The following is a 25,145-nucleotide window of genomic DNA, read 5'->3' as shown; positions in this document are numbered from 1 at the left end:
GTTTTGCACACATTTTTGTACCTTTACGCTTTAGAAAAAATACCATGGAATTAAATCGTTTAACCGCCATCTCTCCCGTGGATGGCCGCTACAGAAAGCAAACGGAAGTTTTATCACCTTATTTTTCGGAGTATGGATTGATTCAATATCGTGTACGAGTTGAAATAGAGTATTTCATTGCTCTATGCGAAATTCCTTTGGCTCCTTTGGCTTCTTTTCCGAAAGACGCTATTCCTGCATTACGTGGTATTTATCAGCAATTCTCCGAGCAGGATGCTCTTTGGATTAAAGAAAAAGAAAAAGAGACCAATCACGATGTAAAGGCGGTAGAGTATTTCATCAAAGAGCAGATGCTAGGATTTTCCCGCTTTGGAGATTTGTCGTCTTACCTAGAGTTTATCCATTTTGGATTGACTTCTCAAGATATTAATAATACGGCCATTCCTATGTCCCTAGTGGAGGCGCATCGTGCCGCTATTTTACCAGCGTATAGTCAAGTAAAAGAACAACTAGCTACTTTGGCAAAAGAATGGAAAAATATTCCCATGTTAGCACATACACATGGTCAGCCAGCTTCTCCTACTCGTTTAGGTAAGGAAATACAAGTGTTTGTAGAGCGTTTAGAAAAGCAATTGGAATTGTTAGCTCAGGTGCCATTTACGGGTAAATTCGGTGGGGCTACGGGAAATTTCAATGCACATCATGTGGCTTTTCCAAACATCAATTGGCCAGATTTTGGAGCTAAATTATTAGCGAATAAATTTGGAATTCAGCGCAGTAAATACACCACCCAAATAGAGCATTACGATAATCTAGCTGCATATTTTGATGGTTTGAAACGCCTAAATACCATCTTGGTTGATTTGGCACGGGACATTTGGTCCTATGTTTCTATGGGCTATTTCAAGCAAAAAATTAAGGCAGGAGAGATTGGCTCCTCTGCTATGCCACATAAAGTAAATCCCATCGACTTTGAAAATGCCGAAGGAAACTTGGCGATAGCTAATGCGCTCTTAGAGTTTTTGTCTGCCAAATTACCCATTTCCAGATTACAAAGGGATTTGACCGATTCAACCGTATTAAGAAATGTAGGAACGCCATTGGCACACATCTTGATCTCCTTGACTTCCTTGCAAAGAGGCTTGGGTAAATTGGAGTTGAACGAAGTGAAAATTCATCAAGATTTAGAGGAAAACTGGGTGGTAATTGCGGAGGCAATTCAAACGGTTTTACGTCGTGAATCCTATCCAAAGCCTTATGAGGCATTGAAAGAGTTGACGCGTCATCATGGAAAAATTGACCAACAAGTTTTTCATGATTTTATACAAGGATTGGCGGTTTCAGATGCAGTCAAGGCCGAACTTTTGGTGATTTCCCCGTTCAATTTCGTAGGTAGAGACGAAAACTAAATCCATGAATCAGCGCATTGCCCAATTATCCTTAGTGGTAGATGATTACGATGAGGCCATTGCTTTTTATACGGAAAAGCTAGGGTTTGAATTAGTAGAGGATACAACTATGAGCCCCACCAAACGTTGGGTTGTAGTAAAGCCCGTAGGAGAAGGTTCATGCCAATTGTTATTGGCAAAAGCAGCTAACGAGGAACAAACATCTCGGGTTGGAAATCAAACAGGAGGTCGTGTTTTCTTGTTTTTGCATACGGATGATTTTGACAGAGATTATGATCGATTGTTGCAAAATGGAGTACAAATCATCCGAGAAGCTAGTGTGGAAGAATATGGGAAAGTGGCTGTTTTTGCTGATTTATACGGTAATTTGTGGGATTTAGTAGAAAGGAAAGACTAGTTTTTTTTATCGGAAATTTTGATTTCCCATATTTCAGTTTACATTTGCATCAAATTATTATAGAAATGAATAAAACGACACACAATAACAACTGGTGGCAAGGCTAAAAACTCCTTGAACAGTTTTGCTGTGTGTATATGATATGTTTTACTCAAGGCTTGCTGTTCTCAGTAAGCCTTTTTATTTTAATTTGTTAATAGCCCTCATGTCCAGTTCACATATATTTAACGTACATACCACTAGGAAAACTTTGTTAGCAGACACGTTAACACCTATAGGTATATTTTTGAAAATTAGGAATCATTATAAAAACTCTGTTATCCTAGAAAGTGCTGATTACCATGGTAGAGAGCATGGTTATTCTCACATTGCTTTTGATCCAGTGGCGAGTTTCGTATTAGACCAACAAATAGTAACTCAGACCTTTCCCGATGGAACAATAGAGACATTTCGACTAGAAAAGCCGCAGGATGCCGTAAAAGTATTACAAGATTTTTCTGCTAGATTTTCTTACCAAAAAGAAACAGGAGACTCTCCCATGTCGAATGGTCTTTTTGGCCATATTAGTTATGATGCGGTCACGTATTTTGAAGATATTCAAATCCAGGAAAAAAATCCTGAAACTGCCATACCTTCTATAAGGTACCATGTATACCGATATGTGGTTGCCTTGAATCATTTTAATAATCAAATGACTTGGTATGCGCATAGCTATGAGGAAGGAAAGGCAGCCAGTTTGGACCCCATTAAATATCATTTGGAGATGCCACATTATACCTTGGAGCCATTTCAAAGGTTGGGTGAGGAGAAAAGTAATTTGACGGAGGCTCAAACCGAGGAAATAGTTAAAACCTGTATCAAACATTGTTTACGTGGAGATGTATTTCAAATTGTTCCCTCAAGAAGATTTAGTCAAGATTTTAAAGGAGATGAATTTCAAGTTTACCGCGCATTGAGATCGGTAAATCCTTCTCCTTATTTGTTCTTTTTTGACTATGAGCAATATCGAATTTTCGGGGCTTCGCCAGAGAAACAAATAAAGATTGATCATCGATTAGCCGAAATTCATCCAATAGCTGGTACCTTCCGTCGGACAGGGGATGATGCCAAGGATGCTGAACTGGCACAAGCGTTGATTGCGGACCCAAAAGAGTCTGCCGAGCACGTGATGTTGGTAGATTTGGCGAGAAATGATTTGAGCAGAAGTGCCGATAATGTTCAGGTGGAAACCTTTAAAGAAGTGCAGTTTTTTTCCCATGTGATTCATTTGGTATCAAAAGTGACAGGTACTTTGCAAAAAGGAGTTAATCCATTACAAATGGTGGCAGATACTTTTCCTGCGGGAACATTGAGTGGTGCACCTAAGCATAATGCCATGACCATCATCAATCGTTTGGAGCCTACCAACCGCCATATTTATGGAGGAGCCATTGGCTTTATGGATTTTGAGGGTAATTTCAACCATGCCATCGCCATCAGAACCTTTTTAAGCAAGGGAAATACCTTGTTTTATCAAGCAGGAATGGGAGTGGTGGCTAAATCTGTGGTTGCCAGTGAAATGCAAGAAATACACAATAAACTAGCAGCTCTCAAAAAGGCGCTGGATGTAGCAGAAAATTTAGCATAGAGATTCATGAAAGTATTAGTAATAGATAATTATGATTCATTTGTATACAATTTGGTATACTTATTGAAAGAGATTGGCGCTGAAGTGGACGTCTTTAGAAATGACAAAATCTCCTTGGAGGAAGTGAATGCCTATGATCACATATTGCTTTCCCCAGGACCCGGAATTCCTTCGGAGGCGGGCATTATGTTGGATTTGCTGAAGGAATATGCAAGCACTAAACGAATTTTAGGGGTTTGTTTAGGTCACCAGGCTATAGCGGAATCTTTCGGGTCGAGCTTACAGAATATGGGAGAAGTCCTTCATGGGGTGACGACCGAGTGTGTGGTTACTGATCCTAATGAACGATTATTTCAAGGAATTCCAACTCGTTTTGAGGTATGTCGGTATCATTCATGGACGGTCATTCCTGAGACGATGCCCACAGATTTGAAAATTACGGCAGTAGATGATAAAGGATTTGTCATGGCGGAGGCACATCAAACGTACGATGTACGAGGAGTACAGTTTCATCCCGAAGCCTACTTGACTCAGCACGGATTGCAAATGATTAAAAATTGGATTAAATAAGAGATGAGAGAGATTTTAAGTAAGCGAGTTCAGGGTTATTCTTTGACGGAAGTTGAAGCAAGAGATTTGTTATATAGAATAGGACAAGGAGGAATTAATCCCAGTCAGATTGCCGCTTTTCTTGCAAGTTATTGGTACACACCAATTCAGGTTCAAGAGTTGAAGGGATTTGTGTCAGCTATGATGGAATTGGCTGTCACTATTGACTTAACGGAATTTGATGCCATGGATGTTTGTGGAACGGGAGGAGATGGAAAGGATACTTTCAATGTTAGTACCACTTCTTCTTTTGTGGTAGTAGGGGCTGGGCAAAAGATTGCTAAGCACGGGAATCATGGTGTTTCATCTGCAGTAGGTTCCTCAACCGTTTTAGAATTTTTAGGTGTCAAGTTTAGTAATGACCCGAATTATTTGAAACGCAAAATGGAATCTTCGGGGATATGTTTTTTACATGCACCTTTGTTTCACCCAGCCATGCGACATGTAGGGCCTATCCGTAAAGAATTAGGGATAAAGACTTTTTTCAATTTATTGGGGCCATTAATGAATCCAGCCTTGGTAACGAAGCAATTGACAGGGGTTTATGCCAAGGAAGTATATGATTTGTTTGTACAATTTTACCAATCAGGAGAAAATCAATTTGGGATTGTATTTGGGGAAGATGGATACGATGAGATTTCATTGACTAGTTCCTTTTTATTGACGACAAATGCTGGAGAAAAAAGGTATTTACCAGGAGACTTTGCCTGTGATACTTTCCAATCTCAAGATCTTCATGGTGGAGCTAACGTGGAGCAATCTGCCGATATGTTATACAAGATTTTACAAAGACAAGGAAGTCCAGCACAAACACAGGTGGTGTTAGCTAATGCGGGAGCCGCTTTATTGGTGGCAGGAAAGGTGAATAATTTGTCGGACGGATATTTAATGGCCAAAGAATCCTTAGAAAGCGGTAGAGCTTTTCAGGTGTTCAAGAAATTTATCATGGATTAGTATGAGTATTTTAGCTACTATATTAGAATCTAAGAAAAAGGAAGTTGCCGAAAGGAAGTCGCGAGTTTCCTCCAAGGACTTGGAAAAGACGGGCTTTTTTGCACGTAATTGCCATGCCTTGTCCACCTCCTTGGTTCAGCCAGCTAGCACGGGCATTATTGCTGAGTTTAAGAGAAAATCTCCTTCTAAAGGGGTCATTAACGATGCATTGACTGTAGAAGAAGTGACTCAAGCCTACGTGGCTTCGGGTGCAGCTTGTTTGTCCGTTTTGACGGATTATCCATTTTTCGGAGGGACTGACCAAGATTTCGAATTGGCTCGTCGGGCCAATCCCAATACTCCCATACTACGAAAAGATTTTATGGTTGATGAATATCAAATCATTGAGGCAAAAGCGATGGGTGCGGATGTTATTTTATTGATTGCGGCGGCATTGAATCCTGATGAAATAAAGCACTTAGGAAATTTGGCTAGGTCTTTAGGCATGGAGACTTTATTGGAAGTGCATGATGAGCAGGAGTTGGATCGTAGTTTGGGGGATTTTATTTCAATTGTTGGCGTTAATAATCGTAATTTGAAAAATTTTTCGGAACAAAATGTAGAGACTTCAAAGCGATTGGCCGAAAGAATTCCCCAAAGTTTTATCAAGGTTTCAGAGAGTTGTATTTCAGGGCCAAAGACTATCAGTGAATTAAGAGAATATGGCTACCGCGGTTTTTTGATTGGAGAAAGTTTCATGAAAACGGATGCGCCAGGTAAGGCCTTATTGGAGTTTTTAAATCAGGAATAAGATGAGGTGGAAGGTTTGTGGTATGCGGGAATCAAGTAATATTCAGGAAGTGGCTGATTTCCGCCCAGATTTCATGGGTTTTATTTGGGCTGAAGCCTCACCAAGGTATGTGGGAGAGGATTTCCGTATTCCCTTAGAGTTATTAGGTGATACGATTCCGGTGGGAGTATTTGTGAATAGGTCGGTATCGAGTATTTTGAAATTGTCTGAATCGGCAGGATTTACTTGGGTGCAATTGCATGGGGAAGAAACGGAAGAGGAAATGCTGGAGTTGAAAAATGCAGGAATCAAAGTGGTGAAGGCGGTTTCAGTGGCTGAAGAAAGAGATTTGAAGAATTTAAGTGACCTACCCGATTATTATTTGTTTGATACCAAAAAGGGTTCGCAAACTGGGGGTACTGGAGAACGCTTTGATTGGCAGATATTAGCTGCTTACCAGTTGGGAAAGCCATTTTTTTTGGCAGGAGGTTTGAGTTTCACGAATTTAGAGGAGGCTTTGACATTAAGTAAAAGCTTTCCCATTTATGCCTTGGATTTTAATAGTAAAATAGAACTAAATCCAGGTTTGAAAGATATCATAGAAGTGCAAAAAATATCAAAAAGATTAGTTGAAAATTAGTTTATGGCAATGACATATCAAGTTGATGAAAAAGGGTATTACGGGGAGTTTGGCGGGGCCTTTATTCCCGAAATGCTATATCCAAATGTAGAGGAACTAAGGACGCATTATTTGGAAATAATGAATGAACCTTCATTTCAACAGGAATTTCATGATTTATTAAGAGATTTTGTGGGGAGGCCAACGCCATTATTTGCGGCGAAGCGCTTATCCGAAAAATACCAAACCCAGATATTTTTGAAGCGGGAAGATTTATGTCATACGGGAGCGCATAAAGTGAACAATACAATTGGACAAATTTTAGTAGCTAAAAGATTAGGTAAAAATAAGATTGTGGCCGAAACCGGCGCAGGTCAACACGGAGTGGCCACAGCCACGGTTTGTGCCTTGATGGGTTTGGAATGTATTGTGTACATGGGGGCCATTGATATAGAGCGTCAAGCGCCCAATGTAGCCAGAATGCGTATGTTAGGAGCCAAGGTAGTGGCGGCTCAATCGGGCTCAAAGACCTTGAAAGATGCTACTAACGAAGCCATGCGTCATTGGATAAATAATCCAGTGGATACACACTATATTATTGGTTCTGTAGTGGGACCTCATCCATATCCGGATATGGTAGCTAGATTTCAGTCAGTTATTTCGGAGGAAATTAAGACTCAGTTGATGGAGAAAGAGGGAAGAAATTACCCTGATTATGTGTTAGCTTGTGTGGGAGGAGGCTCCAATGCAGCTGGTGCATTTTATCATTTTTTAGATGAACCTCGTACACAGTTGATTGCTGCTGAAGCGGCGGGTCAGGGAGTCGGTACGGGGCATTCGGCAGCGACTACTTTTTTGGGTAAGTCAGGAGTTTTACATGGTAGTAGGAGTTTATTGATGCAAACGGAAGATGGACAAGTGATAGAGCCATATTCTATTTCAGCGGGTTTAGATTATCCAGGCATTGGTCCTATGCATGCCCACTTATTTAAGACAGGCAGGGCACATTTTTATGATATTACAGATGAGGAGGCTTTAGATTCCGCCTTAGAATTAAGCCAGTTGGAGGGAATTATTCCAGCATTAGAATCAGCACATGCCTTGGCAGTTTTACCCAAGTTACAGGCTAAGCCCCAGGAAATAGTAGTAATTAATTTATCAGGTAGAGGAGATAAGGATTTGGCAACTTATCAGCAACGATTAAAATTGTAGTAGATGAATCGAATTTCAACAGTATTTGAGAAGGCATCGGGCCCAATATTGAATGTTTATGCCACAGCTGGATTTCCCAAACTGGGAGATACTATGTTGGTTTTAGAAGCTCTTCAAGAAGGAGGAGTAGATATCATTGAGATTGGAATGCCATATTCTGACCCAGTTGCAGATGGAGAAACCATTCAGCAGTCAAATCAGATTTCTTTGGATCAAGGAATGACCGTGGCATTGTTATTTGAGCAATTAAAGGATTTGCGGAAAAAGGTGCAGGTGCCCGTTTTATTGATGGGATATATCAATCCAGTATTACAATTTGGAGTGGAGAGGTTTTGTCAAAAATGTCAAGAAGTAGGGGTTGATGGTCTTATTTTGCCAGATTTGCCGATGGCGGAATATGAAGCGGAATATCGGGAAGTTTTTGAAAAATATGGATTGTATAATATATTTTTAATCACTCCTCAAACGAAGGATAAGCGCATTCATCAGATAGATGCTGTGAGTAAGGGTTTTATTTACATGGTGTCTTCTGCCAGCACCACGGGGGCAAAATCAGGGATTAGTTCTGAGCAAGCTTTGTATTTTGATAGGATTAATCAGATGAATTTGAAAAATCCTCGACTGATTGGATTTGGAATTTCGGATCGAGAAAGCTTTTTGAAGGCATCTAGTTCGGCTTCGGGAGCTATCATAGGAAGTGCATTTGTGAAGTTATTGGCTAAATCAAGCGATTTGAAAAAGGATATCATTGCATTTGTACGAGAAATTAAGGGCACAAATTAATTTGATTTTTTAGGTTGTCTTTTTTATAAAAGATATTTTTTCTTATCTTTGCAACCCAAATCAGAATGGCTTATGTACGATTGGACCGCTAAGCGCTGATAATCACCAAAGTTTGAACAATTATTAAGATGAGTGATTTAATTAAATTAGTTGAAGCAGAAAATGCAGCTCGCAGAGCTGAGCATCCTGAATTTGCAGCAGGAGACACTATTAACGTTCACGTGAAGATCCGTGAGGGTAACAAGGAGCGTATTCAGGTTTTCCAAGGATTAGTTATTCAGCGCAAGAATTCTGGTGCTGGCGAAACTTTTACAGTTCGCAAAATTTCTAATGGAATTGGTGTTGAGCGTATTTTTCCAATTTTGTCGCCAAATATCGACAAGATTGAGGTGTTACGTCGTGGTAAGGTACGTAGGGCTCGTTTATATTACATGAGAGGTAAGCAAGGTAAATCTGCTCGTGTTAAAGAAAAGAAAAAATAAGAGGTTTGAACTCGGTATAAATAGAAAGAGCTGCTTGAAAAAGCAGCTCTTTGTTTTATTAGTGGTTAGATGTTAAAGGGTACTAGAGTCTTGTGATTCCGTGGCATTTCTCACAAACAGGAGGAATTTTGAGGCTCCTCCTATTTTATTAGAAATTATTAGTGATTAGGTGGCTAATAAGAGTAATTAGATAAACAATTATTTTTGAAATTGAAGTGACCAAACTCGTTTCAAAAATGTGTAATAAATGTAGATCTAATATTTTCATTTATTAAAAATTTTAGAACACAGATTGCAAATTAAAACATATCTCTTATCAGCCGGTAAGAATTAAAATCTCTGACCAACATCATTGATTTTAATTTGATTACCTTGGAACAAAGTTGGCAAATTCAAATCAAAAAACACTTGCGAAAAATCAATAAATAAAATTGATAAAACGCAACAATTAGTTCAATAGGGAGCCGTTTTCCATGATTTTTCTACGAACTCGGCTGAGCTCAGAAGGGCTCATATTTAGAAAAGAAGCTTTGTATTTATCTGGAACCTGTTCGTCCATTTCTCGGAATGCCTTTCGAAAGGCCTCATACCTGATTTGTGTATTTCTGATATGTAAAAATGAAGTGATTCGTTCATGCTGCACGAGATTCTCTTGTAATATAATGCGGCAAATCGTGTTCGAATGCGGGATTTCTATATAGGCCCTTTCTAGATCCTCTTTTTCCATATAAAATAATTCTGATTTTTTTAAGGCATCTAGTGTAATTTCACTGGGTGTTTGATGGAAAAAGCTTTCTGCTGAAATACCAAATTTCCCCGGCAATGTGAACCACCTGGAAATAGGTTCTGGCATATCTAGGTGGTCTACCCAAGAATACTCTCTGAGTAAACCAGAGGTTAAAAAGTAAAATCGGCTATTAATTTCTCCTTCGGCAATGATTATTTGATTTTTTTGAAATTTAGCTGGTTTGAAATAACTCCCTAGTTGTTTGATTTCACTGGGGTTCAATAATTTAAATGAGTCTAGATAAGATTCTAGGGCAGCAATATTCGACATAAATTCAGAAGATTAGGGTTAAAAGGGGGAAAATAAATATCATGAGGCAAATTTATCAATGAAAAATCTGGATTGATTTTTGACTTGATTCCATTTCGGATGATAATCGAAAATGTTAATTTCCCCAATGAGTATACAATTAGAACTATTCAAAGATATGAATACCCTTGAATTATGCCAATGTTACAAGTCTTAAAGCTGTTCTGAAATTTAATTTCTTGCGAATTAGCAAGAAAATTATTTGATAATTCTCAAATATAAATCTTGATATATATATGAATTATAGGTATTGTGTGAGCAAATACCTGTTATTTGATGACTTTTCTAACGTTCTGATTAATAGTGTCAGATTCAATAAGTCCATCTCTTAAGCGTATAATGCGATGTGCATATTGAGCAATATCATCTTCATGGGTTACCATTACTATGGTGTTCCCTTTTTTGTGCAACTGGTCAAATAAATCCATGATTTCATAAGAAGTCTTGGTGTCTAGATTACCAGTTGGTTCATCTGCGAGCAAAATGGAAGGATCATTCACAAGTGCCCTGGCAACTGCCACTCTTTGTCTTTGTCCACCTGATAACTCATTCGGTTTATGGTTGGCACGATTGTCTAAGCCCACCCCTTTCAAAGTTTCCATAGCAATTTCATTACGCTCTTTTTTGGAATAACCAGCATAAATTAATGGTAGAGCAACATTGTCTAAGGCAGATTGCCTAGGTAATAAGTTAAAAGTTTGGAATACAAAGCCTATTTCTTTGTTACGAACAGCGGCTAATTCATTTTCAGACATTTCACTCACGTCATGGCCGTTTAATATATACTTACCGGTACTCGGGGTGTCTAGGCAACCCACGATATTCATTAAAGTCGATTTGCCAGAACCAGATGGGCCCATAAATGCGACATACTCACCTTTGTTTACTGAAATACTAATATTCTTGAGGGCATCAATAATCTCTTCGCCCATTATATATCTTTTGGAAATATTCTTAGTTTCAATAATCTTAGTCATAATTTCAGGAATAAAATATCCTTAAAAGTACATCCAAACAAAGAAATATGCTTCATTTTTCTACAAAAGATACGCATCGTGGATGAAGCAGCGCTAGCAAGGATAAGAGGTTTATTCAGTATATTGTTTTAGCTTTGTTACTTGTCATGTAATGGGATGAAATACGTACCTGCCTTGGATGGTCTTAGGGCCTTGGCCATTTTATTAGTTTTAATTTTTCATTGGTTTCCTACCAATCATTGGATTAATACCCTTCCTAACGGGCCCATGGGCGTCACATTGTTTTTTGTATTAAGTGGATTCTTGATTACGTCTATTTTGATTAATCAAAGGGATACAGTTGGTTTCTTCCAGGCATTTAAGAATTTTGTTGCTCGACGAGCCTTGCGCATTTTCCCCATTTATTATGCGGTGCTCATTGGCTTACTAGGACTGAAAAAGCTATTAGGTATTCAGATAGTTAGTGATTTTTACCAGTATCCTCTTTATTATTGGTCCTATTTATACAATCATTGGTTAGAGAAAAGTCAAAATTGGTCGGATATGCTTTCGCCTTATTGGTCATTATCGGTGGAGGAACAATTTTATATTATTTGGCCAATGTTCGTTTTAGGTATAGCTTCCAAAAGATCGTTGCTGACTTTACTTTGGTGTACCACTGGCATAGGCCTAATCGCAAGGTTTGTATTGATACATCAATTGAACGGGATTGGGGTATATATGATTACTTGTGTAGATACTTTTGCCTGGGGTGGAATATTAGCTTATTATTTGAAGGAAGGGAAAGAAGTTCAAATTAAAAATGTACTAACGTATGTAATGCCCTTGGCTTTCATTGGTTTTTTGTATACTACGCTATTGCTGACAGATCAGCATCTAGGAAAGCAATTGTTTTTTAGGACTTTTACTTCCATTTTTTCCCTTGGATTAATCTTTGGTGCTCTTCAAACGAATCTTTGGTCTAGGTTTTTAACTACACGGCCATTGAGGGAAATAGGGAAAGTGAGTTATGGCCTATATGTTTATCATATGGTTATTCCTGATTTGTTTTATCAATTGTTGAATCGAATTCATATTTCTATCTCAGACCCTTATCATGTATATGGTATTGTTGTCCTATTTGGTTTTAGTTTAGCTTCTTATTACATCTTTGAAAAGCCAATTCAATCACTTAAACGATATTTTGTTTAATCCTTAGTTGATTATCAGTTTTTGGATAATCGGAAGCCTGAAAATGCAGTATTTTTGCATAACGCTGTCAAGGTTTCAAACCTTGACAGCGTTGAAATTTTTTAATGAAATTTTTCTCCTCTGGAAAGCTTAGCCATGATTTCGTCCATACGTTTTTTGCGGGTTTCCGGTTTTTTTGCCGAGTGAAGTTTGAAATAGATAGCAAATAGATTACTACGATTGAGGGTTTTGAAAAAGCGTTCCGCGGATTCGTTTTTCTGAAGTTCAACTAGGAAATCATCAGGTATAATCATTTGACTTTGTGTATCATAGGCCTGATCCCATCGGCCATCTTGCTTTGCTTGATTGACTGATTTTAATCCAACATGACTCATTTTTTTAGATTTAATTAGGCGCTCCACATGCGCTATATTCGTTTTCGACCAAATACTCTTTGCTTTTCTAGGCCCAAATTTTTGCAACCAATAATGTTCATTTAATGGTAGTTTTTGGCTGTCTATCCAACCGAAGCATAAGGCCTCATCCAATGCCTCTTGGTATGAAATAGTGCTTTCTGGAGCTTTTACTTTGGAAATCTTAAGGCAAATTCCCTTTGAATGTAAGTGGTTTTTTTCTAGCCACTCCCTCCATTTTTGTGGCGTTTGAAATTCAACAATTTCCATGTACAAATTTTTTCAAGCTAATGAGTTTCAATTAAATCAATTGATGTCAAAAGTGTACACTTTTGACACAAAAAAAGCCCTCATCTCTGAGGGCTTCTAAAAAGAAATGTATTTGAATTACAAACCTTTAGCTTTCTTAACTACTTCGTCAGCAATATTTTGCGGAACGAATTCATAGTGAGAGAATGTTAAGGTAGCTGTAGCACGTCCAGAAGACATAGTACGTAAATCAGTCACATATCCAAATAATTCTGACAAAGGAACATCTGCTTTTAAGATCACAGCTCCTTGACGAGAATCCATACCTTTCATGATACCACGGCGACGGTTTAAGTCTCCTGTGATTGGTCCAGTATACTCATCTGGTGTAACTACGTCGACAGCCATGATCGGTTCCATCAATTTGGCACCAGCATTTTTCGCAGCTTCTTTGTAACCCATACGAGCAGCTAATTCGAAAGATAATGAATCTGAATCGACATCATGGTAAGATCCGTGGAACAAACGTACTTTCATGGAATCCATTGGATAACCTGCCAAAGCACCAGTTTTCATAGCCTCCTCAAATCCTTTTTGAACTGCAGGGATAAATTCACGAGGAATAACACCACCCACGATATTGTTCACGAATTCTAAGCCTGGTTTCTCATCTTCTCTTGGTCCGATTTCAAATACGATATCAGCAAACTTTCCACGACCACCAGATTGCTTTTTATAAACCTCACGGTGTTCAGTTGTCTTGGTTAAAGACTCTTTATAAGCTACTTGAGGAGCACCTTGGTTAACTTCAACCTTAAACTCACGACGCATACGGTCGATGATGATTTCCAAGTGAAGCTCTCCCATACCTTTGATGATGGTCTGGCCAGTTTCCTCATTTGATTCTACTTGCAAAGTTGGATCTTCTTCGATCAACTTAGTAATTGCTTTAGAGAAGTTATCAGCATCGGCTGTTTTCTTAGGCTCAATAGCGTATCCAATTACCGGCTCTGGGAATTCCATTGCTTCTAAGATGATTGGATTTTTTTCATCCGATAGAGTATCTCCTGTTTTGATATCTTTGAAACCAACTACAGCACCAATATCACCTGCACCTAAGCGCTCAATGGCATTCTGCTTGTTGGCATGCATTTGGAAAATACGAGAGATACGCTCCTTATTTCCAGAACGGTTGTTTAATACATAAGAACCAGAATCTAAACCTCCTGAATACGCACGGATAAAGCATAAACGACCAACGTAAGGGTCAGTAGCAATTTTAAATGCTAATGCAGCAAATGGCTCTGATTCAGATGGTTTTCTCAAAATTTCTGCTCCTGTGTTAGGGTCAGTTCCTTTTACGCCCTCCTTGTCTACTGGAGAAGGTAAGATAGCCATCACATAATCCAACATGGTTTGAACACCTTTATTTTTGAAAGATGAACCACAAACCATTGGAACGATTTTCATGGAAATAGTTGCAGCACGTAAGGCAGCTAAAATTTCATCTTCTGTAATAGAGTTAGGATCTTCGAAGTATTTTTCCATCAAAGTTTCATCAAACTCAGCTACAGCTTCTAATAATTTTTCACGGTATTCTTTCGCTTCTTCCAACATATCATCTGGAATAGGTACTTCAGTAAAGGTCATTCCTTTATCTGCCTCATTCCACTTGATACCACGGAAGTTCACTAAGTCTACCACACCCTCAAAACTCTCTTCAGCACCGATAGGCAATTGTAATGGAACGGCATAGCTTCCTAGCATTTCCTTCACTTGCTTACAAACGTTTAAGAAGTCAGCACCAGAACGGTCCATTTTGTTAACGAATCCGATACGAGCTACATTGTAGTTGTTCGCTAAACGCCAGTTAGTCTCAGATTGAGGCTCAACGCCGTCTACCGCTGAAAACAAGAAAACTAGACCATCCAATACACGAAGTGAACGGTTTACCTCTACAGTAAAGTCTACGTGACCTGGAGTATCAATGATGTTAACATGATAATCTTGGTTACGGTATTTCCAGTTTACTGTAGTTGCTGCAGAAGTAATCGTGATTCCACGCTCCTGCTCTTGCTCCATCCAGTCCATGGTTGCTGCACCATCGTGTACCTCACCAATTTTGTGACTCACACCTGCATAATACAGGATACGTTCCGTGGTGGTAGTTTTACCCGCATCAATATGCGCAGCAATACCGATGTTTCTAGTGAATTTTAAATCGCGTGCCATTTTAAAAGGTTAATTATGATATAAGTGTTTTTACTCTTCTCTAAGATTATCAAGAACTTGAACCACATGGTTTTAACATGTAAGATTTAGGTTCTTATTTAGGGGTGCAAAATTACTGAATCTTAATTAAATACAAAACTTTTTTCCAATGTTTAAGCGCATTTTACAATTGCTTTACCCAGATGTTTGTTTTGCATGTGCTAAGACCCTTTTAGATGCCGAAAAATTACTGTGCACTAATTGTCTATTTGACTTACCAAGGCCGGGATTCTTCCTTTCAAAGCCCAATTGGCTAAGTCTGAAATTTGATGGCTGGATGGAATATCAGGATGCGCAATGCTTCTTCTTATTTTCAGAAGGGGGGCGCGTTCAAAAAATTATGCATCAAATTAAATACCAAGGAGCTCAGAATCTGGGTTATTTCTTGGGTGCTTGGTGTGGAAAGGAATTGAATAAATACAATTGCGCGACAATATATGACCTGATAATACCAGTTCCTATTCATCAGGAAAGGTTGAAAGAAAGAGGTTATAACCAAGCTATGTGTATAGCTGAAGGAATTTCAGATAAAACACAAATACCTATATCAAGTCAATGTGTGGAAAGAATGAGCTTTAGTCAAACCCTTATCCATCAAAATAGGCAAGACCGATTTACTGTTTTGGAAGATGTTTTTCAAGTGATAGATTCTCGTGAATTTCTAGGAAAACATGTGTTGATTGTTGATGATACCCTCACGACGGGTTCAACAATGTTGGCCTTAGGTATAAAAGTAAAAACCGCCGGAGCTAAGAAAGTATCATTCTTGGCCCTGGCGGCTTTACAATAAACAAGAATACTTATTTATTAGTACCTGCGGAAATCATCGCACAACGGAAACCGATGGTGGCTGTTGCAGAATCTTCATCTAAATAACGGCGAGTACCTGGGGCTAACCAATAGGCAACATCTGCCCATGAACCACCTTTGTACACACGCACCTTATTGTCAATCAATGAATTATTGTTTTTGCTGTCATAGCGACTTGCTTTATCCAATTTTTCATTTCTACGAACAGGGTTCAAGTCATTGAAATCTTGAAATGATAGAGGACGATATAAATCTTGTACCCACTCATTCACGTTTCCGGCCATTTGGTATAATCCGAAGTCGTTTGGTGGATATTTGTACACTTCTGTGGTAATAATGGCTCCGTCATTCGATTTGCCGGCAATACCTGCATAGTCCCCGCGCCCACGCTTAAAGTTGGCTAACATGGTTCCTCTCGACTTACCCTGTGATTGGCGCAAAGATGGTCCATCCCATGGATAAATACGTTGGTTGATTTGGTTTTCATCTTCTTGCTGAGTTCCAATCATGGCTTTAGCGGCATATTCCCACTCTGCTTCCGTAGGCAGTCGGTAGGAAGGAAGTACCCTACCCGATTCGATGGTTAAACGTGCTGTCGTATTAGTTCTAGTGGTGGCGGCCGTTGCGGCTGTTCCCGTGCTAGCTCCTTTCTTAGGTTTTTTCTCTTTTACTTTGTCGCCTCCAGCTAATTGCTGATTCACGGCTGCCGTTCTCCATACACAATAGTCATTCACTTGTTTCCATGAAATACCTACTACCGGATACATGCGAAATCCTGGGAAGCGTAAATATTGCTCTATGTAGGGGTCATTGAAGGCTAAATCATTTCTCCAAACCGTAGTGTCTGGTAAAGCAGATTCGTAAAAATCTTGGGTAGAATCTTTTTGAACGGCGTACAAATACTCTAAATAGTGTACATTGGCAATTTCCGTTTCATCCATGTAAAATGATTGTACTGAAACTGTTCTTTCCACGTTGTCATGCATTCCTAATACGTCCTCTTCCAAGGAACCCATGGTAAAACGACCGCCTTCAATAAATACTAAATTGGGGCCTGTTAATTGGCCGCTGAATTTTTTATCTACTTGAAAACCACCTTTCTGGTTATAGGCTATACCCGTGGCTGTGGATTTAGAACCGATATTTACACTGCTGGGTTTGGTGCCGGATTTGATTCCACTTGGACATGATGTCAAGAGGACCACGCTAGCACAAATCCCTAATACAATTTTCAATTTAGCAATCATTGATATCTTTTATCGTAAGAATTTGAAAAACAAAGGTATAAAATTCAATTAATAAGCTCAAAACTAGCCCAAAATATCCACTAAAATAGTATTTAATTCATCAATAGTACTTATTCGGTCCACTTGAAGGATTAATTTATTGGCCTTTTCTCTCAGTTGACATTGGCCTTTTCGAGAGTTGACAAAGTTAATAACCTTCAAAACAATAGAACTGGCGTGCTTTTGATTTGTCTCAGAGGAAACGAAATGGAGTTTGAGGATATTGTTTTTTAGTAATATTTTTTCAATACCCAGTACTTGTGCTTTCCACCGACATTTTACCAGCTCAATCATATCTTTTACTTCCTCAGGCATTTTGCCAAATCGGTCCTCCATTTCCTGAATGAATAGATTCAATTCTTCTTGACGGTCTATTTCATCCAATCTAGTATACAGGGCCAATCGCTCTGAAATGCTTTGCACGTAGGTTTCAGGAATTAATACGCGTAAGTCTGTTTCTATCTGACAATCTACCTGAAGTGTTTCAGCTACTTGGTTTAAATCAGCTTCAAAGAGGGCTTTAAACTCATTTTCCTTTAGTTCTTGCACCGCTTCATCCAATATCTTATGGTACATATCGTATCCTAGGTCATTGATGAAACCACTTTGTTCGGCCCCTAATAAATTTCCTGCTCCACGAATGTCCAGATCTCTCATGGCTACTTTAATTCCATCACCTAAATCAGAAAATTCTTCCAATGCACTCAATCGCTTACGAGCATCACTAGTTAAATTTGCGAGGGAAGGAGTAACCAAATAACAATAGGCTTTTTTATTGGAACGGCCCACTCGCCCTCGCATTTGGTGTAAATCGGAAAGGCCAAAATTGTTGGCATTGATGATGAAAATGGTATTGGCATTTGGGATATCTAATCCGGATTCAATGATATTGGTGGCAACTAACACATCGTAATGCCCTTCAATGAATCCTAACATGATTTTTTCTAGTTTGTCACCCTCCATTTGTCCATGGGCCACGGCAATTTTGGCATCGGGTACAAGTCGTAGTATTCGGTTAGCAATACTATCTAGTTCACCAATTCGATTATACACCACAAATACCTGCCCATTTCTGGAGAGTTCCTCTCGGATTCCATCTCGCAGTATTTCATCGTTTAAGGCGACCAATTTGGTTTCTACTGGCTGACGGTTTGGGGGTGGTGTAGCAATAATAGATAAATCCCTAGCTCCCATCAACGAGAAATGTAAAGTCCGAGGAATGGGTGTAGCGGTGAGTGTCAATACATCCACATCCACACGCATTTCCTTGAGACGATCCTTAACTTTAACCCCGAATTTTTGCTCCTCATCAATAATCATCAGTCCTAAATTCTTAAAATTTACGTCCTTGTTGACCAGTCGATGCGTTCCAATCAAAATATCCGTTTCTCCTTTTGCAACACGCTCTAGGGTTTCTTTGATTTGCTTGGGCGATTTGAATCGGTTGATATATTCTACTTTGCAAGGAAAGGCGGCTAATCGGTCATGAAAAGTTCTAAAATGTTGCATGGCCAATACGGTAGTGGGTACCAAAACCGCTACTTGTTTAGAATCTGCCACGGCTTTAAAGGCTGCGCGAACAGCAATTTCTGTTTTCCCAAATCCCACATCTCCGCAAACCAGTCTATCCATGGGGTGGGGTTTTTCCATGTCGGCTTTCACATCTTGTGTCGCCTTGGCTTGATCCGGCGTATCCTCATATAAGAAGGACGATTCTAATTCGGCTTGAAGGTAGGTGTCCGGTGAAAAGGCAAAACCAGGAGCTGATTTCCGTTTGGCATATAGGGAAATTAATTCTTTAGCAATGTCCTTAACCTGCTTTTTAACACGGGTCTTCTTATTTTCCCATTCTGGCGAGCCTAATTTGGACATACTTGGAGGGGCACCTTCTTTGCCTGAATATTTAGATATTTTGTGCAAAGCATGAATGGAAACAGAAAGCACATCATCATCTCGGTAAATCAAACGAATGACTTCTTGTTCACCATGAGAGGTTTCTATGAGGTTGAGTCCAGCGAATCGACCAATTCCATAATCAATGTGGGTTACAAAATCACCTACTTGTAAGCTCCTTAATTCCTTTAAGGTTAAGGCCTTATTTTTTGAGAATTTATTTTTCTCTTTAAATCGATGGAATCGATCAAATAGCTGATGGTCAGGATAAAAAGCTATTTTTAATTGTTCATCAATGAAACCCTCTCTAAGAGAAATTTGAAGATTTTTAAATTGAATAGCTGTATTTAATTCGTTGAAAATGACTTCTAGTCGTTCCAACTGCCTAGAAGATTCCGAACAAATGATGTTTTGAAATCCCTGGGTCTGGTTATCTAAAAGAGCACCAGCCAATCGTTCGAAATCCTTATGAAATGCCCCCGGATTTTTGGAGCTGTATGGTATCGTTTCGGCATTTTTCAGGTGGTTTCTTTTCCCAAATTCTATTTGAGTGAAGTTGTTAAGTGCCTTCAGAAAATCTTTTTTGTTTTCCCAGCGCTCAGATGGGTCAGAAATGATATGAATATCTCCTCCTCGACTTTTTATTTCTTCAAATGCCTCATGAGTCTTTTGGTAATAGTTTTGAATAATTTCCAAAAGCATATCTTGGTCTTTGATCCAGACCAGGCTATTTTCTGGAAAGAAACTCAAAAAACTCTCTCTACTTTCTTGAATAAGTTTGGTTTGGACATCAGGAATCAGGTGCATGGCTGACACTGATTGAATGGAAAGTTGGGTTTCTGGGTGAAAAGTTCGTATGCTATCCACTTCATTACCAAAGAAGTCCAATCGATAAGGAAATTCAGTCGCATAGGAAAATACATCCAAGATTCCTCCTCTCACAGAATATTGGCCAGCCTCATAGACAAAATCCGTGCGTTCAAAATCATAGTCATTAAGGGTCTCAGCTACGAAATTTGGGTCAATTTTATCTCCTACCCGAATGGATAAGGTGTTTTTAACCAATGATTTCCTATTAATTACCTTTTCACTTAAAGCCTCTGGATAGGTTACAATAAACAGGCCTTTGTTGGATAAATTACTAAGTACATTTAGTACTTCTGCCCGCATCAGTACATTGGCATTATCTATTTCTTCCCACTCATAAGGTTTCTTATGTGACATGGGGAATAACATAACCTCTGCCTCATTTAGTAGCGATTGTAAGTCGTTCAGCAAATAATGGGCTTCCTCTTTTTCTTCACAAATCAATAAATAGGGTCTTTTATCCTGTTTAGTTGCTGCCATGAGGATGGCATCTAGGGACCCAGATAAGCCTTTGATATGGAATTTGCTACCTTTGGGGGCGTGATGAATCTTCGAAGAAATGGTTTGAATTATTCCGTCGTGCTGGTAATGCGTAATAAAATCTTTTACAATCATAATCTACCGAATCAGGGCAGTCAATTTTAATTAGGGCTTGCAAAGGTAGGAATTTTTGTATCTTTGTGCATCCACAAAAAGGGGTGCCCATTTAATTAGGCTGAGATTATACCCATTGAACCTGATACGGTTAGTACCGTCGAAGGGATTTTGTAGAGTTTTTAGCGCTGAAAACTCAAAAAAATCATCGATGTAAGGGTTATTTATGTTAAATCAGACAGGATTTGACTCCTTTACCTGTTGTTAAACTTTTCAAAAATGAAAAAGGTAACGACATCATTTATTTTATTGTTAGTATGCGTGTTGGTCGCACTTTCTGCCAAGGCGCAAAAATCCTACCGTTGGGAAGGTATCGTCCAAGATCAAGAAAATTCCCAAGCTCTTTGGGGGGCGAGTATTCAATTACAAGACAGACCACAAGGCACCCTGACAGACAGTAAAGGCCATTTTGTACTGACTAGTAATCAGTCCTTTGTTGTCATTCAAGTAAGGTTTTTAGGTTATGAAACAGAATCGCTAGTTCTTGATGCAAAACAAAAATCGCCAATAATCCGACTAAAGAAATCTTCCTTTATGTATGATGAAGTCGTGGTTAAATCCACTCGAGCTGATGGAAATTCGGCTATGGCGTTTTCCAATGTTGGAGCCAAGGAATTGGCTAAATCGAACCTAGGGCAAGACATGCCAGTATTGTTGAATTTCACGCCTTCCATTGTGACGACTTCCGATGCGGGGGCAGGGATAGGTTACACGGGTATTAGGATTCGAGGCACGGATGCCACTCGAGTAAATGTGACCATTAATGGTATCCCGGTAAACGATTCTGAATCACAAGGCACCTATTGGGTGAATATGCCTGATTTTGCTAGTTCGGTCGCATCTGTTCAAATCCAACGCGGAGTGGGCACATCCACCAACGGAGCAGGGGCATTTGGAGGATCAGTTAATATGCAGACCAATACTTTTGAAAAAGATGCATATGCTGAAATAAATGCTTCTGGAGGGTCTTTTGGTACATTAAAGACAACCTTAAAGTTGGGTACAGGTTTGATGGCGGGAAAATGGATCCTGGATGGTCGCTTATCCCGAGTGGTTTCTGATGGTTATATAGACCGCTCTTTTTCCAATTTGCAATCGGCTTATGTATCTGGAGCCTATTTTGGAAAGAAATCCTTTTACCGCGTAAATTATTTTACCGGTAAGGAAAAGACATTTCAGTCCTGGTATGGTACTCCAGAAAGTAGAGTCAATAATGACCTGGAGGGAATGAAGGCATATATCGAAAGGAATTGGTTGAGTGATGCTGAAGCCAAGAATTTGTTAGAGAGCGGAAGGACTTATAATTATTATACCTATCCTAATCAGACGGATAATTATGCTCAGGATCATTATCAATTATTGACACATCATAGTCTGGGGACGCATTGGGATTTGGACTTAAATGGACATTATACGTATGGAAGAGGTTATTATGAGGAATATAAAGCCGATGCCAGTTTGTCGAAATATGGCTTAGCTCCCATTAATCTTGGGTCAGTATCCTTGACAAGTACCAATTTAGTAAGAAGAAAGTGGTTAGATAATGATTTTTATGGAAGTACGTTTGCCTTGAATTTTGATGCCAATCAGGGTTTTAAATTCACTTTTGGCGGAGCTTGGAATCGCTATATTGGTCGACATTTCGGAGAGGTAATCTCAGGGGAAAATTTACCTAGTTCATATTTAGGGCATCGTTGGTATCAAAGTCGATCCCAAAAAACGGATTTCAATATGTACGTTAAAATGAATTATGCTTTGGCAGCCAAATGGCAAAGTTACCTTGACCTTCAATATCGAACAGTTGGCTATAAGATGCAGGGTACTGCGGATAAAATGCAGGATATTGGTCAAACTTGGACCTACCACTTTTTTAATCCTAAATTTGGTTTAACACATCAATTAGGGGAGTCTAGTAAAATTTATGCTTCTGTGTCAGTGGGGAGTAAAGAACCTAGTCGACAGGATTTTATTGACAACCCAGGAACCACACCAAGATCTGAGTTTTTGACGGATTACGAGTTGGGTTTTGAAAGGTCAGCTACAAGCTACTCCTTTCAATTGAATGCCTATCGCATGCAATATCGTGATCAATTGGTATTGACAGGTGCAGTTAATAGTGTAGGCGAGGCCATTAGAACCAATGTGCCAGAAAGCTATCGCATGGGAATTGAAGCCAGTTTGAACTACCGTTTGTCGAATCATTTTACTTGGCAAGCGAACGCCACATTGAGTCAGAACAAGGTCTTGAATTTTGTGGAAAGTATTCCTGATTATGATACGGGCGGAGTGAAATCGGTGAATCATGGCAATAGCGATATTGCTTATTCGCCTTCAACGATAGCTGGCAGTCAGTTGACATATAGTTGGAAGGGCCTAGAGACCACTTTGCTCACTAAATATGTAGGACAGCAATACTTGGACAATACTTCGAGTGAAAATAGGAAGCTAAAGGCCTATTGGACGCAAGATATTCGATTTATTTATCCCATTAAAACATCGTGGGCTAAGCAACTACAAGCTAGTTTATTGTTAAATAATGTGGCGAATAGCCTTTATTCATCCAATGGATATACTTATAGTTATGTGTATGACCAACAGGTGATTACGGAAAACTTCCATTACCCTCAAGCTGGATTTAATTTCCTATTGGGACTTTTTATTCGATTATAGAGAAATAAAAATCCCCTGTTTTGGCGGGGGATTTTTATTAAAAGAATCATGCTATTTTTCCATTAGATCCCATTTCCAGCCCATTTTGGCTAGTCGGTAACGCAATGAATACCATAAAACTCCTAATCCATAAATGGAACTTCGTTTAAAATTGATGGAGGAGGCCTCTTCAAAATATTTGGTAGGACAAGTGACTTCGCCTACTTCAAAGTTTTTCCAAAATACCTGTAGGACCATTTGGTTATCAAAAATGAAATCATCGTCGCAATCCTGAAATGCTACAGCTTCTAACACCTCTTTGGAAAATGCTCGATAGCCAGTATGGTATTCGGAAAGCTTTTGACCTATCAAAATATTTTGATAGAGAGTCAAAATTCGATTTGCAATGTATTTATAGATAGGCATGCCACCTTTTAAGGCACCTTTCCCTAAGATTCTTGAGGCAAAAACAACGGGATATAAGCCATTGCCGATGATACTAATCATGGCCTTGAGCAGCAAAGGAGTATATTGATAATCCGGATGAAGCATAATGACAATGTCACCCTGAAGTTCTAAGGCTTTGGTATAACAGGTTTTTTGATTTCCGCCATAACCTTTGTTCTTATCGTGGCGGATCACGTGTTGTATGCCAATTTTTTTGGCTACCTCCACGGTATTATCAGGACTGTGGTCATCTACTAAAATGACTTCATCCACCCAATCGTGCGGAATTTCATTATACGTTTTTTCTAGTGTGAGTGCGGCTTTGTAGGCAGGCATCACAACAATTACCTTTTTCCCTTCGTACATAAAATGTGTGCCAAAGATTTACGAACTTTGAGCTTTGGTGTAAAATTAGATATTTATGAGCGAAACTTTGTTTTTTATTCTGTTTTCCGTGGGAGTCTTAGCCGTGATGTTGGTGGATTTAGGGGTTTTCAGGACTGGCCCACAGTCTGAAGTTACCTTTCGGGAGGCAGGTTTTTGGAGTGGTGCATGGGTGATTTTGGCCTTCTTATTTTATCTTTTTTTACGTTTCAACGGGGGCATGGTTCATGGAATACATGACATCGCTAGCCTTGAAGTTGTCAAAGATTTATATGCCAAGCATATTTCATTGGGTTCGGGTTCTTATTTGGATCAATTGGCTGTATTTCAGGACAATATGTCCTTGGAATTTATCACGGGTTATTTGGTAGAATATTCGTTGTCGGCTGATAATGTCTTTGTATTTATTCTCATTTTCAATTCATTTGGCGTACAAAAACGCTATTATAAAAAGATTCTTGTTTGGGGGGTATTAGGTGCCATAGTATTGCGACTAATCTTTATTTTCCTGGGAGCGGCTTTATTACAAAAATTTGAATGGATCATTTATTTGTTTGGTGCGTTCTTAGTGTACACTGGAGTAAGTATCATTGTTAAGAAGGAGAGTGAGGAGGAAATGGTGCCAGGGCATCATCCCGTGGTAAAGATTTTATCCAAATATTTTAATGTGTATAAGCGAAATGTCATTGGTCGCTTTTTTGTTCGTATGAAAACAGGCAAACTGTATATTACCCCCATATTTGTGGTGGTAGTGGTTATTGCCTTTACGGATATTTTGTTTGCTGTAGATTCTATTCCTGCTATTTTCTCTATTTCAAAAGATCCTTACATCGTGTTCTTCTCCAATGTATTTGCTGTAATGGGCTTGCGTTCGCTATTTTTCTTTTTGTCGAACTTAATGGGCTTATTTAGATTTTTACCCATGGGACTGGGGGTATTACTCAGCTTTGTAGGAATCAAAATGTTAGCGCATCATTACCTGGAGCAAATCGGATTTGGAACATTGGCTTCTTTGGGGGTAATTATTGGAATTTTGACGGTGAGTATAGTTTTGAGTATATTATTTCCAGAGAAAAAATAATCAGTGATTTTATCAGTTTCTTGGAAGGGTTTTTGAG

At 39.0% G+C, this 25,145-nt stretch carries 21 protein-coding genes and 1 riboswitch; of the genes, 14 read left to right on the top strand and 7 right to left on the bottom strand.

The window, feature by feature from the left end:
* Positions 1-44: 44 nt before the first annotated feature.
* The 10 genes from purB to rplS all read left to right on the top strand — a co-directional run bounded on the left by purB (position 45) and on the right by rplS (position 8,861).
* Complete coding sequence (gene purB / locus ESB04_RS04950) at positions 45-1,409, top strand: adenylosuccinate lyase (protein WP_129026616.1); 1,365 nt, start codon at positions 45-47, stop codon at positions 1,407-1,409.
* 4 nt (positions 1,410-1,413) lie between these two features.
* Positions 1,414-1,806 carry a VOC family protein gene (locus tag ESB04_RS04945; RefSeq protein ID WP_129026615.1) on the top strand — a complete coding sequence of 131 codons (393 nt, stop codon included), beginning with the start codon at positions 1,414-1,416 and terminating at the stop codon, positions 1,804-1,806.
* Positions 1,807-2,011: 205 nt separating this feature from the next.
* Positions 2,012-3,433 (top strand): anthranilate synthase component I family protein, encoded by a 1,422-nt coding sequence (locus ESB04_RS04940; RefSeq protein WP_129026614.1) that lies wholly within the window; start codon positions 2,012-2,014, stop codon positions 3,431-3,433.
* A 6-nt stretch (positions 3,434-3,439) separates the two neighbouring features.
* Positions 3,440-4,003: an anthranilate synthase component II gene (locus tag ESB04_RS04935; RefSeq protein WP_129026613.1), complete on the top strand. Its 564-nt coding sequence runs from the start codon at positions 3,440-3,442 to the stop codon at positions 4,001-4,003.
* 3 nt (positions 4,004-4,006) lie between these two features.
* Complete coding sequence (gene trpD / locus ESB04_RS04930; protein ID WP_129026612.1) at positions 4,007-4,996, top strand: anthranilate phosphoribosyltransferase; 990 nt, start codon at positions 4,007-4,009, stop codon at positions 4,994-4,996.
* A gap of 1 nt (position 4,997) precedes the next feature.
* Positions 4,998-5,786: an indole-3-glycerol phosphate synthase TrpC gene (gene trpC, locus ESB04_RS04925; protein ID WP_129026611.1), complete on the top strand. Its 789-nt coding sequence runs from the start codon at positions 4,998-5,000 to the stop codon at positions 5,784-5,786.
* Position 5,787: 1 nt separating this feature from the next.
* Positions 5,788-6,405: a phosphoribosylanthranilate isomerase gene (locus ESB04_RS12590; RefSeq protein ID WP_205749472.1), complete on the top strand. Its 618-nt coding sequence runs from the start codon at positions 5,788-5,790 to the stop codon at positions 6,403-6,405.
* A gap of 9 nt (positions 6,406-6,414) precedes the next feature.
* A complete protein-coding gene (gene trpB, locus ESB04_RS04920) occupies positions 6,415-7,596 on the top strand; it encodes a tryptophan synthase subunit beta (RefSeq protein ID WP_205749471.1) in 1,182 nt (393 codons plus the stop codon).
* A gap of 3 nt (positions 7,597-7,599) precedes the next feature.
* Positions 7,600-8,379 carry a tryptophan synthase subunit alpha gene (trpA, locus tag ESB04_RS04915; protein WP_129026610.1) on the top strand — a complete coding sequence of 260 codons (780 nt, stop codon included), beginning with the start codon at positions 7,600-7,602 and terminating at the stop codon, positions 8,377-8,379.
* A 128-nt stretch (positions 8,380-8,507) separates the two neighbouring features.
* Positions 8,508-8,861 (top strand): 50S ribosomal protein L19, encoded by a 354-nt coding sequence (gene rplS, locus ESB04_RS04910; RefSeq protein ID WP_129026609.1) that lies wholly within the window; start codon positions 8,508-8,510, stop codon positions 8,859-8,861.
* Between the two features lie 448 nt (positions 8,862-9,309).
* Here the strand turns inward: rplS and ESB04_RS04905 are convergent, their stop codons facing one another.
* Together ESB04_RS04905 and ESB04_RS04900 are read right to left on the bottom strand one after the other, a co-directional pair.
* Positions 9,310-9,918, bottom strand: a complete 609-nt coding sequence (locus ESB04_RS04905; protein ID WP_129026608.1) for a Crp/Fnr family transcriptional regulator — start codon at positions 9,916-9,918, stop codon at positions 9,310-9,312.
* 308 nt (positions 9,919-10,226) lie between these two features.
* On the bottom strand, positions 10,227-10,934 hold the full coding sequence (locus tag ESB04_RS04900; RefSeq protein ID WP_129026607.1) for an ABC transporter ATP-binding protein: 708 nt from the start codon (positions 10,932-10,934) through the stop codon (positions 10,227-10,229).
* Positions 10,935-11,090: 156 nt separating this feature from the next.
* Between ESB04_RS04900 and ESB04_RS04895 the strand changes: the two genes are divergently transcribed.
* A complete protein-coding gene (locus ESB04_RS04895; RefSeq protein ID WP_129026606.1) occupies positions 11,091-12,125 on the top strand; it encodes an acyltransferase family protein in 1,035 nt (344 codons plus the stop codon).
* A 101-nt stretch (positions 12,126-12,226) separates the two neighbouring features.
* On the opposite strand, the gene ESB04_RS04890 is transcribed toward ESB04_RS04895, so the two are convergent.
* Both ESB04_RS04890 and fusA read right to left on the bottom strand, forming a co-directional pair.
* Positions 12,227-12,787, bottom strand: coding sequence for a YdeI/OmpD-associated family protein (locus tag ESB04_RS04890; protein WP_129026605.1), 561 nt, complete (start codon positions 12,785-12,787; stop codon positions 12,227-12,229).
* 117 nt (positions 12,788-12,904) lie between these two features.
* Entirely contained in the window at positions 12,905-14,998 is a 2,094-nt protein-coding gene (fusA, locus tag ESB04_RS04885) for an elongation factor G (protein ID WP_129026604.1), read from the bottom strand.
* A 148-nt stretch (positions 14,999-15,146) separates the two neighbouring features.
* Between fusA and ESB04_RS04880 the strand changes: the two genes are divergently transcribed.
* Complete coding sequence (locus tag ESB04_RS04880) at positions 15,147-15,827, top strand: ComF family protein (protein ID WP_129026603.1); 681 nt, start codon at positions 15,147-15,149, stop codon at positions 15,825-15,827.
* 10 nt (positions 15,828-15,837) lie between these two features.
* On the opposite strand, the gene gldJ is transcribed toward ESB04_RS04880, so the two are convergent.
* Both gldJ and mfd read right to left on the bottom strand, forming a co-directional pair.
* Complete coding sequence (gene gldJ / locus ESB04_RS04875; RefSeq protein WP_129026602.1) at positions 15,838-17,094, bottom strand: gliding motility lipoprotein GldJ; 1,257 nt, start codon at positions 17,092-17,094, stop codon at positions 15,838-15,840.
* Between the two features lie 63 nt (positions 17,095-17,157).
* On the bottom strand, positions 17,158-20,508 hold the full coding sequence (gene mfd, locus ESB04_RS04870) for a transcription-repair coupling factor (RefSeq protein ID WP_129026601.1): 3,351 nt from the start codon (positions 20,506-20,508) through the stop codon (positions 17,158-17,160).
* A gap of 69 nt (positions 20,509-20,577) precedes the next feature.
* A riboswitch (TPP riboswitch) is annotated at positions 20,578-20,673 on the top strand.
* 93 nt (positions 20,674-20,766) lie between these two features.
* Here mfd and ESB04_RS04865 point away from each other — a divergent pair.
* Entirely contained in the window at positions 20,767-23,217 is a 2,451-nt protein-coding gene (locus ESB04_RS04865; protein ID WP_129026600.1) for a TonB-dependent receptor, read from the top strand.
* Positions 23,218-23,268: 51 nt separating this feature from the next.
* Here the strand turns inward: ESB04_RS04865 and ESB04_RS04860 are convergent, their stop codons facing one another.
* Entirely contained in the window at positions 23,269-24,009 is a 741-nt protein-coding gene (locus ESB04_RS04860) for a glycosyltransferase family 2 protein (RefSeq protein WP_129026599.1), read from the bottom strand.
* 49 nt (positions 24,010-24,058) lie between these two features.
* Between ESB04_RS04860 and ESB04_RS04855 the strand changes: the two genes are divergently transcribed.
* Positions 24,059-25,108: a TerC/Alx family metal homeostasis membrane protein gene (locus ESB04_RS04855; protein WP_129026598.1), complete on the top strand. Its 1,050-nt coding sequence runs from the start codon at positions 24,059-24,061 to the stop codon at positions 25,106-25,108.
* Positions 25,109-25,145: the final 37 nt, after the last annotated feature.

The organism is Aquirufa rosea (assembly GCF_004118285.1).
Taxonomy (GTDB): Bacteria; Bacteroidota; Bacteroidia; order Cytophagales; family Spirosomataceae; genus Aquirufa; species Aquirufa rosea.
The sequence above is the reverse complement of the archived record's forward strand: the minus strand, read 5'-3'. Positions and strand labels throughout refer to the sequence as shown.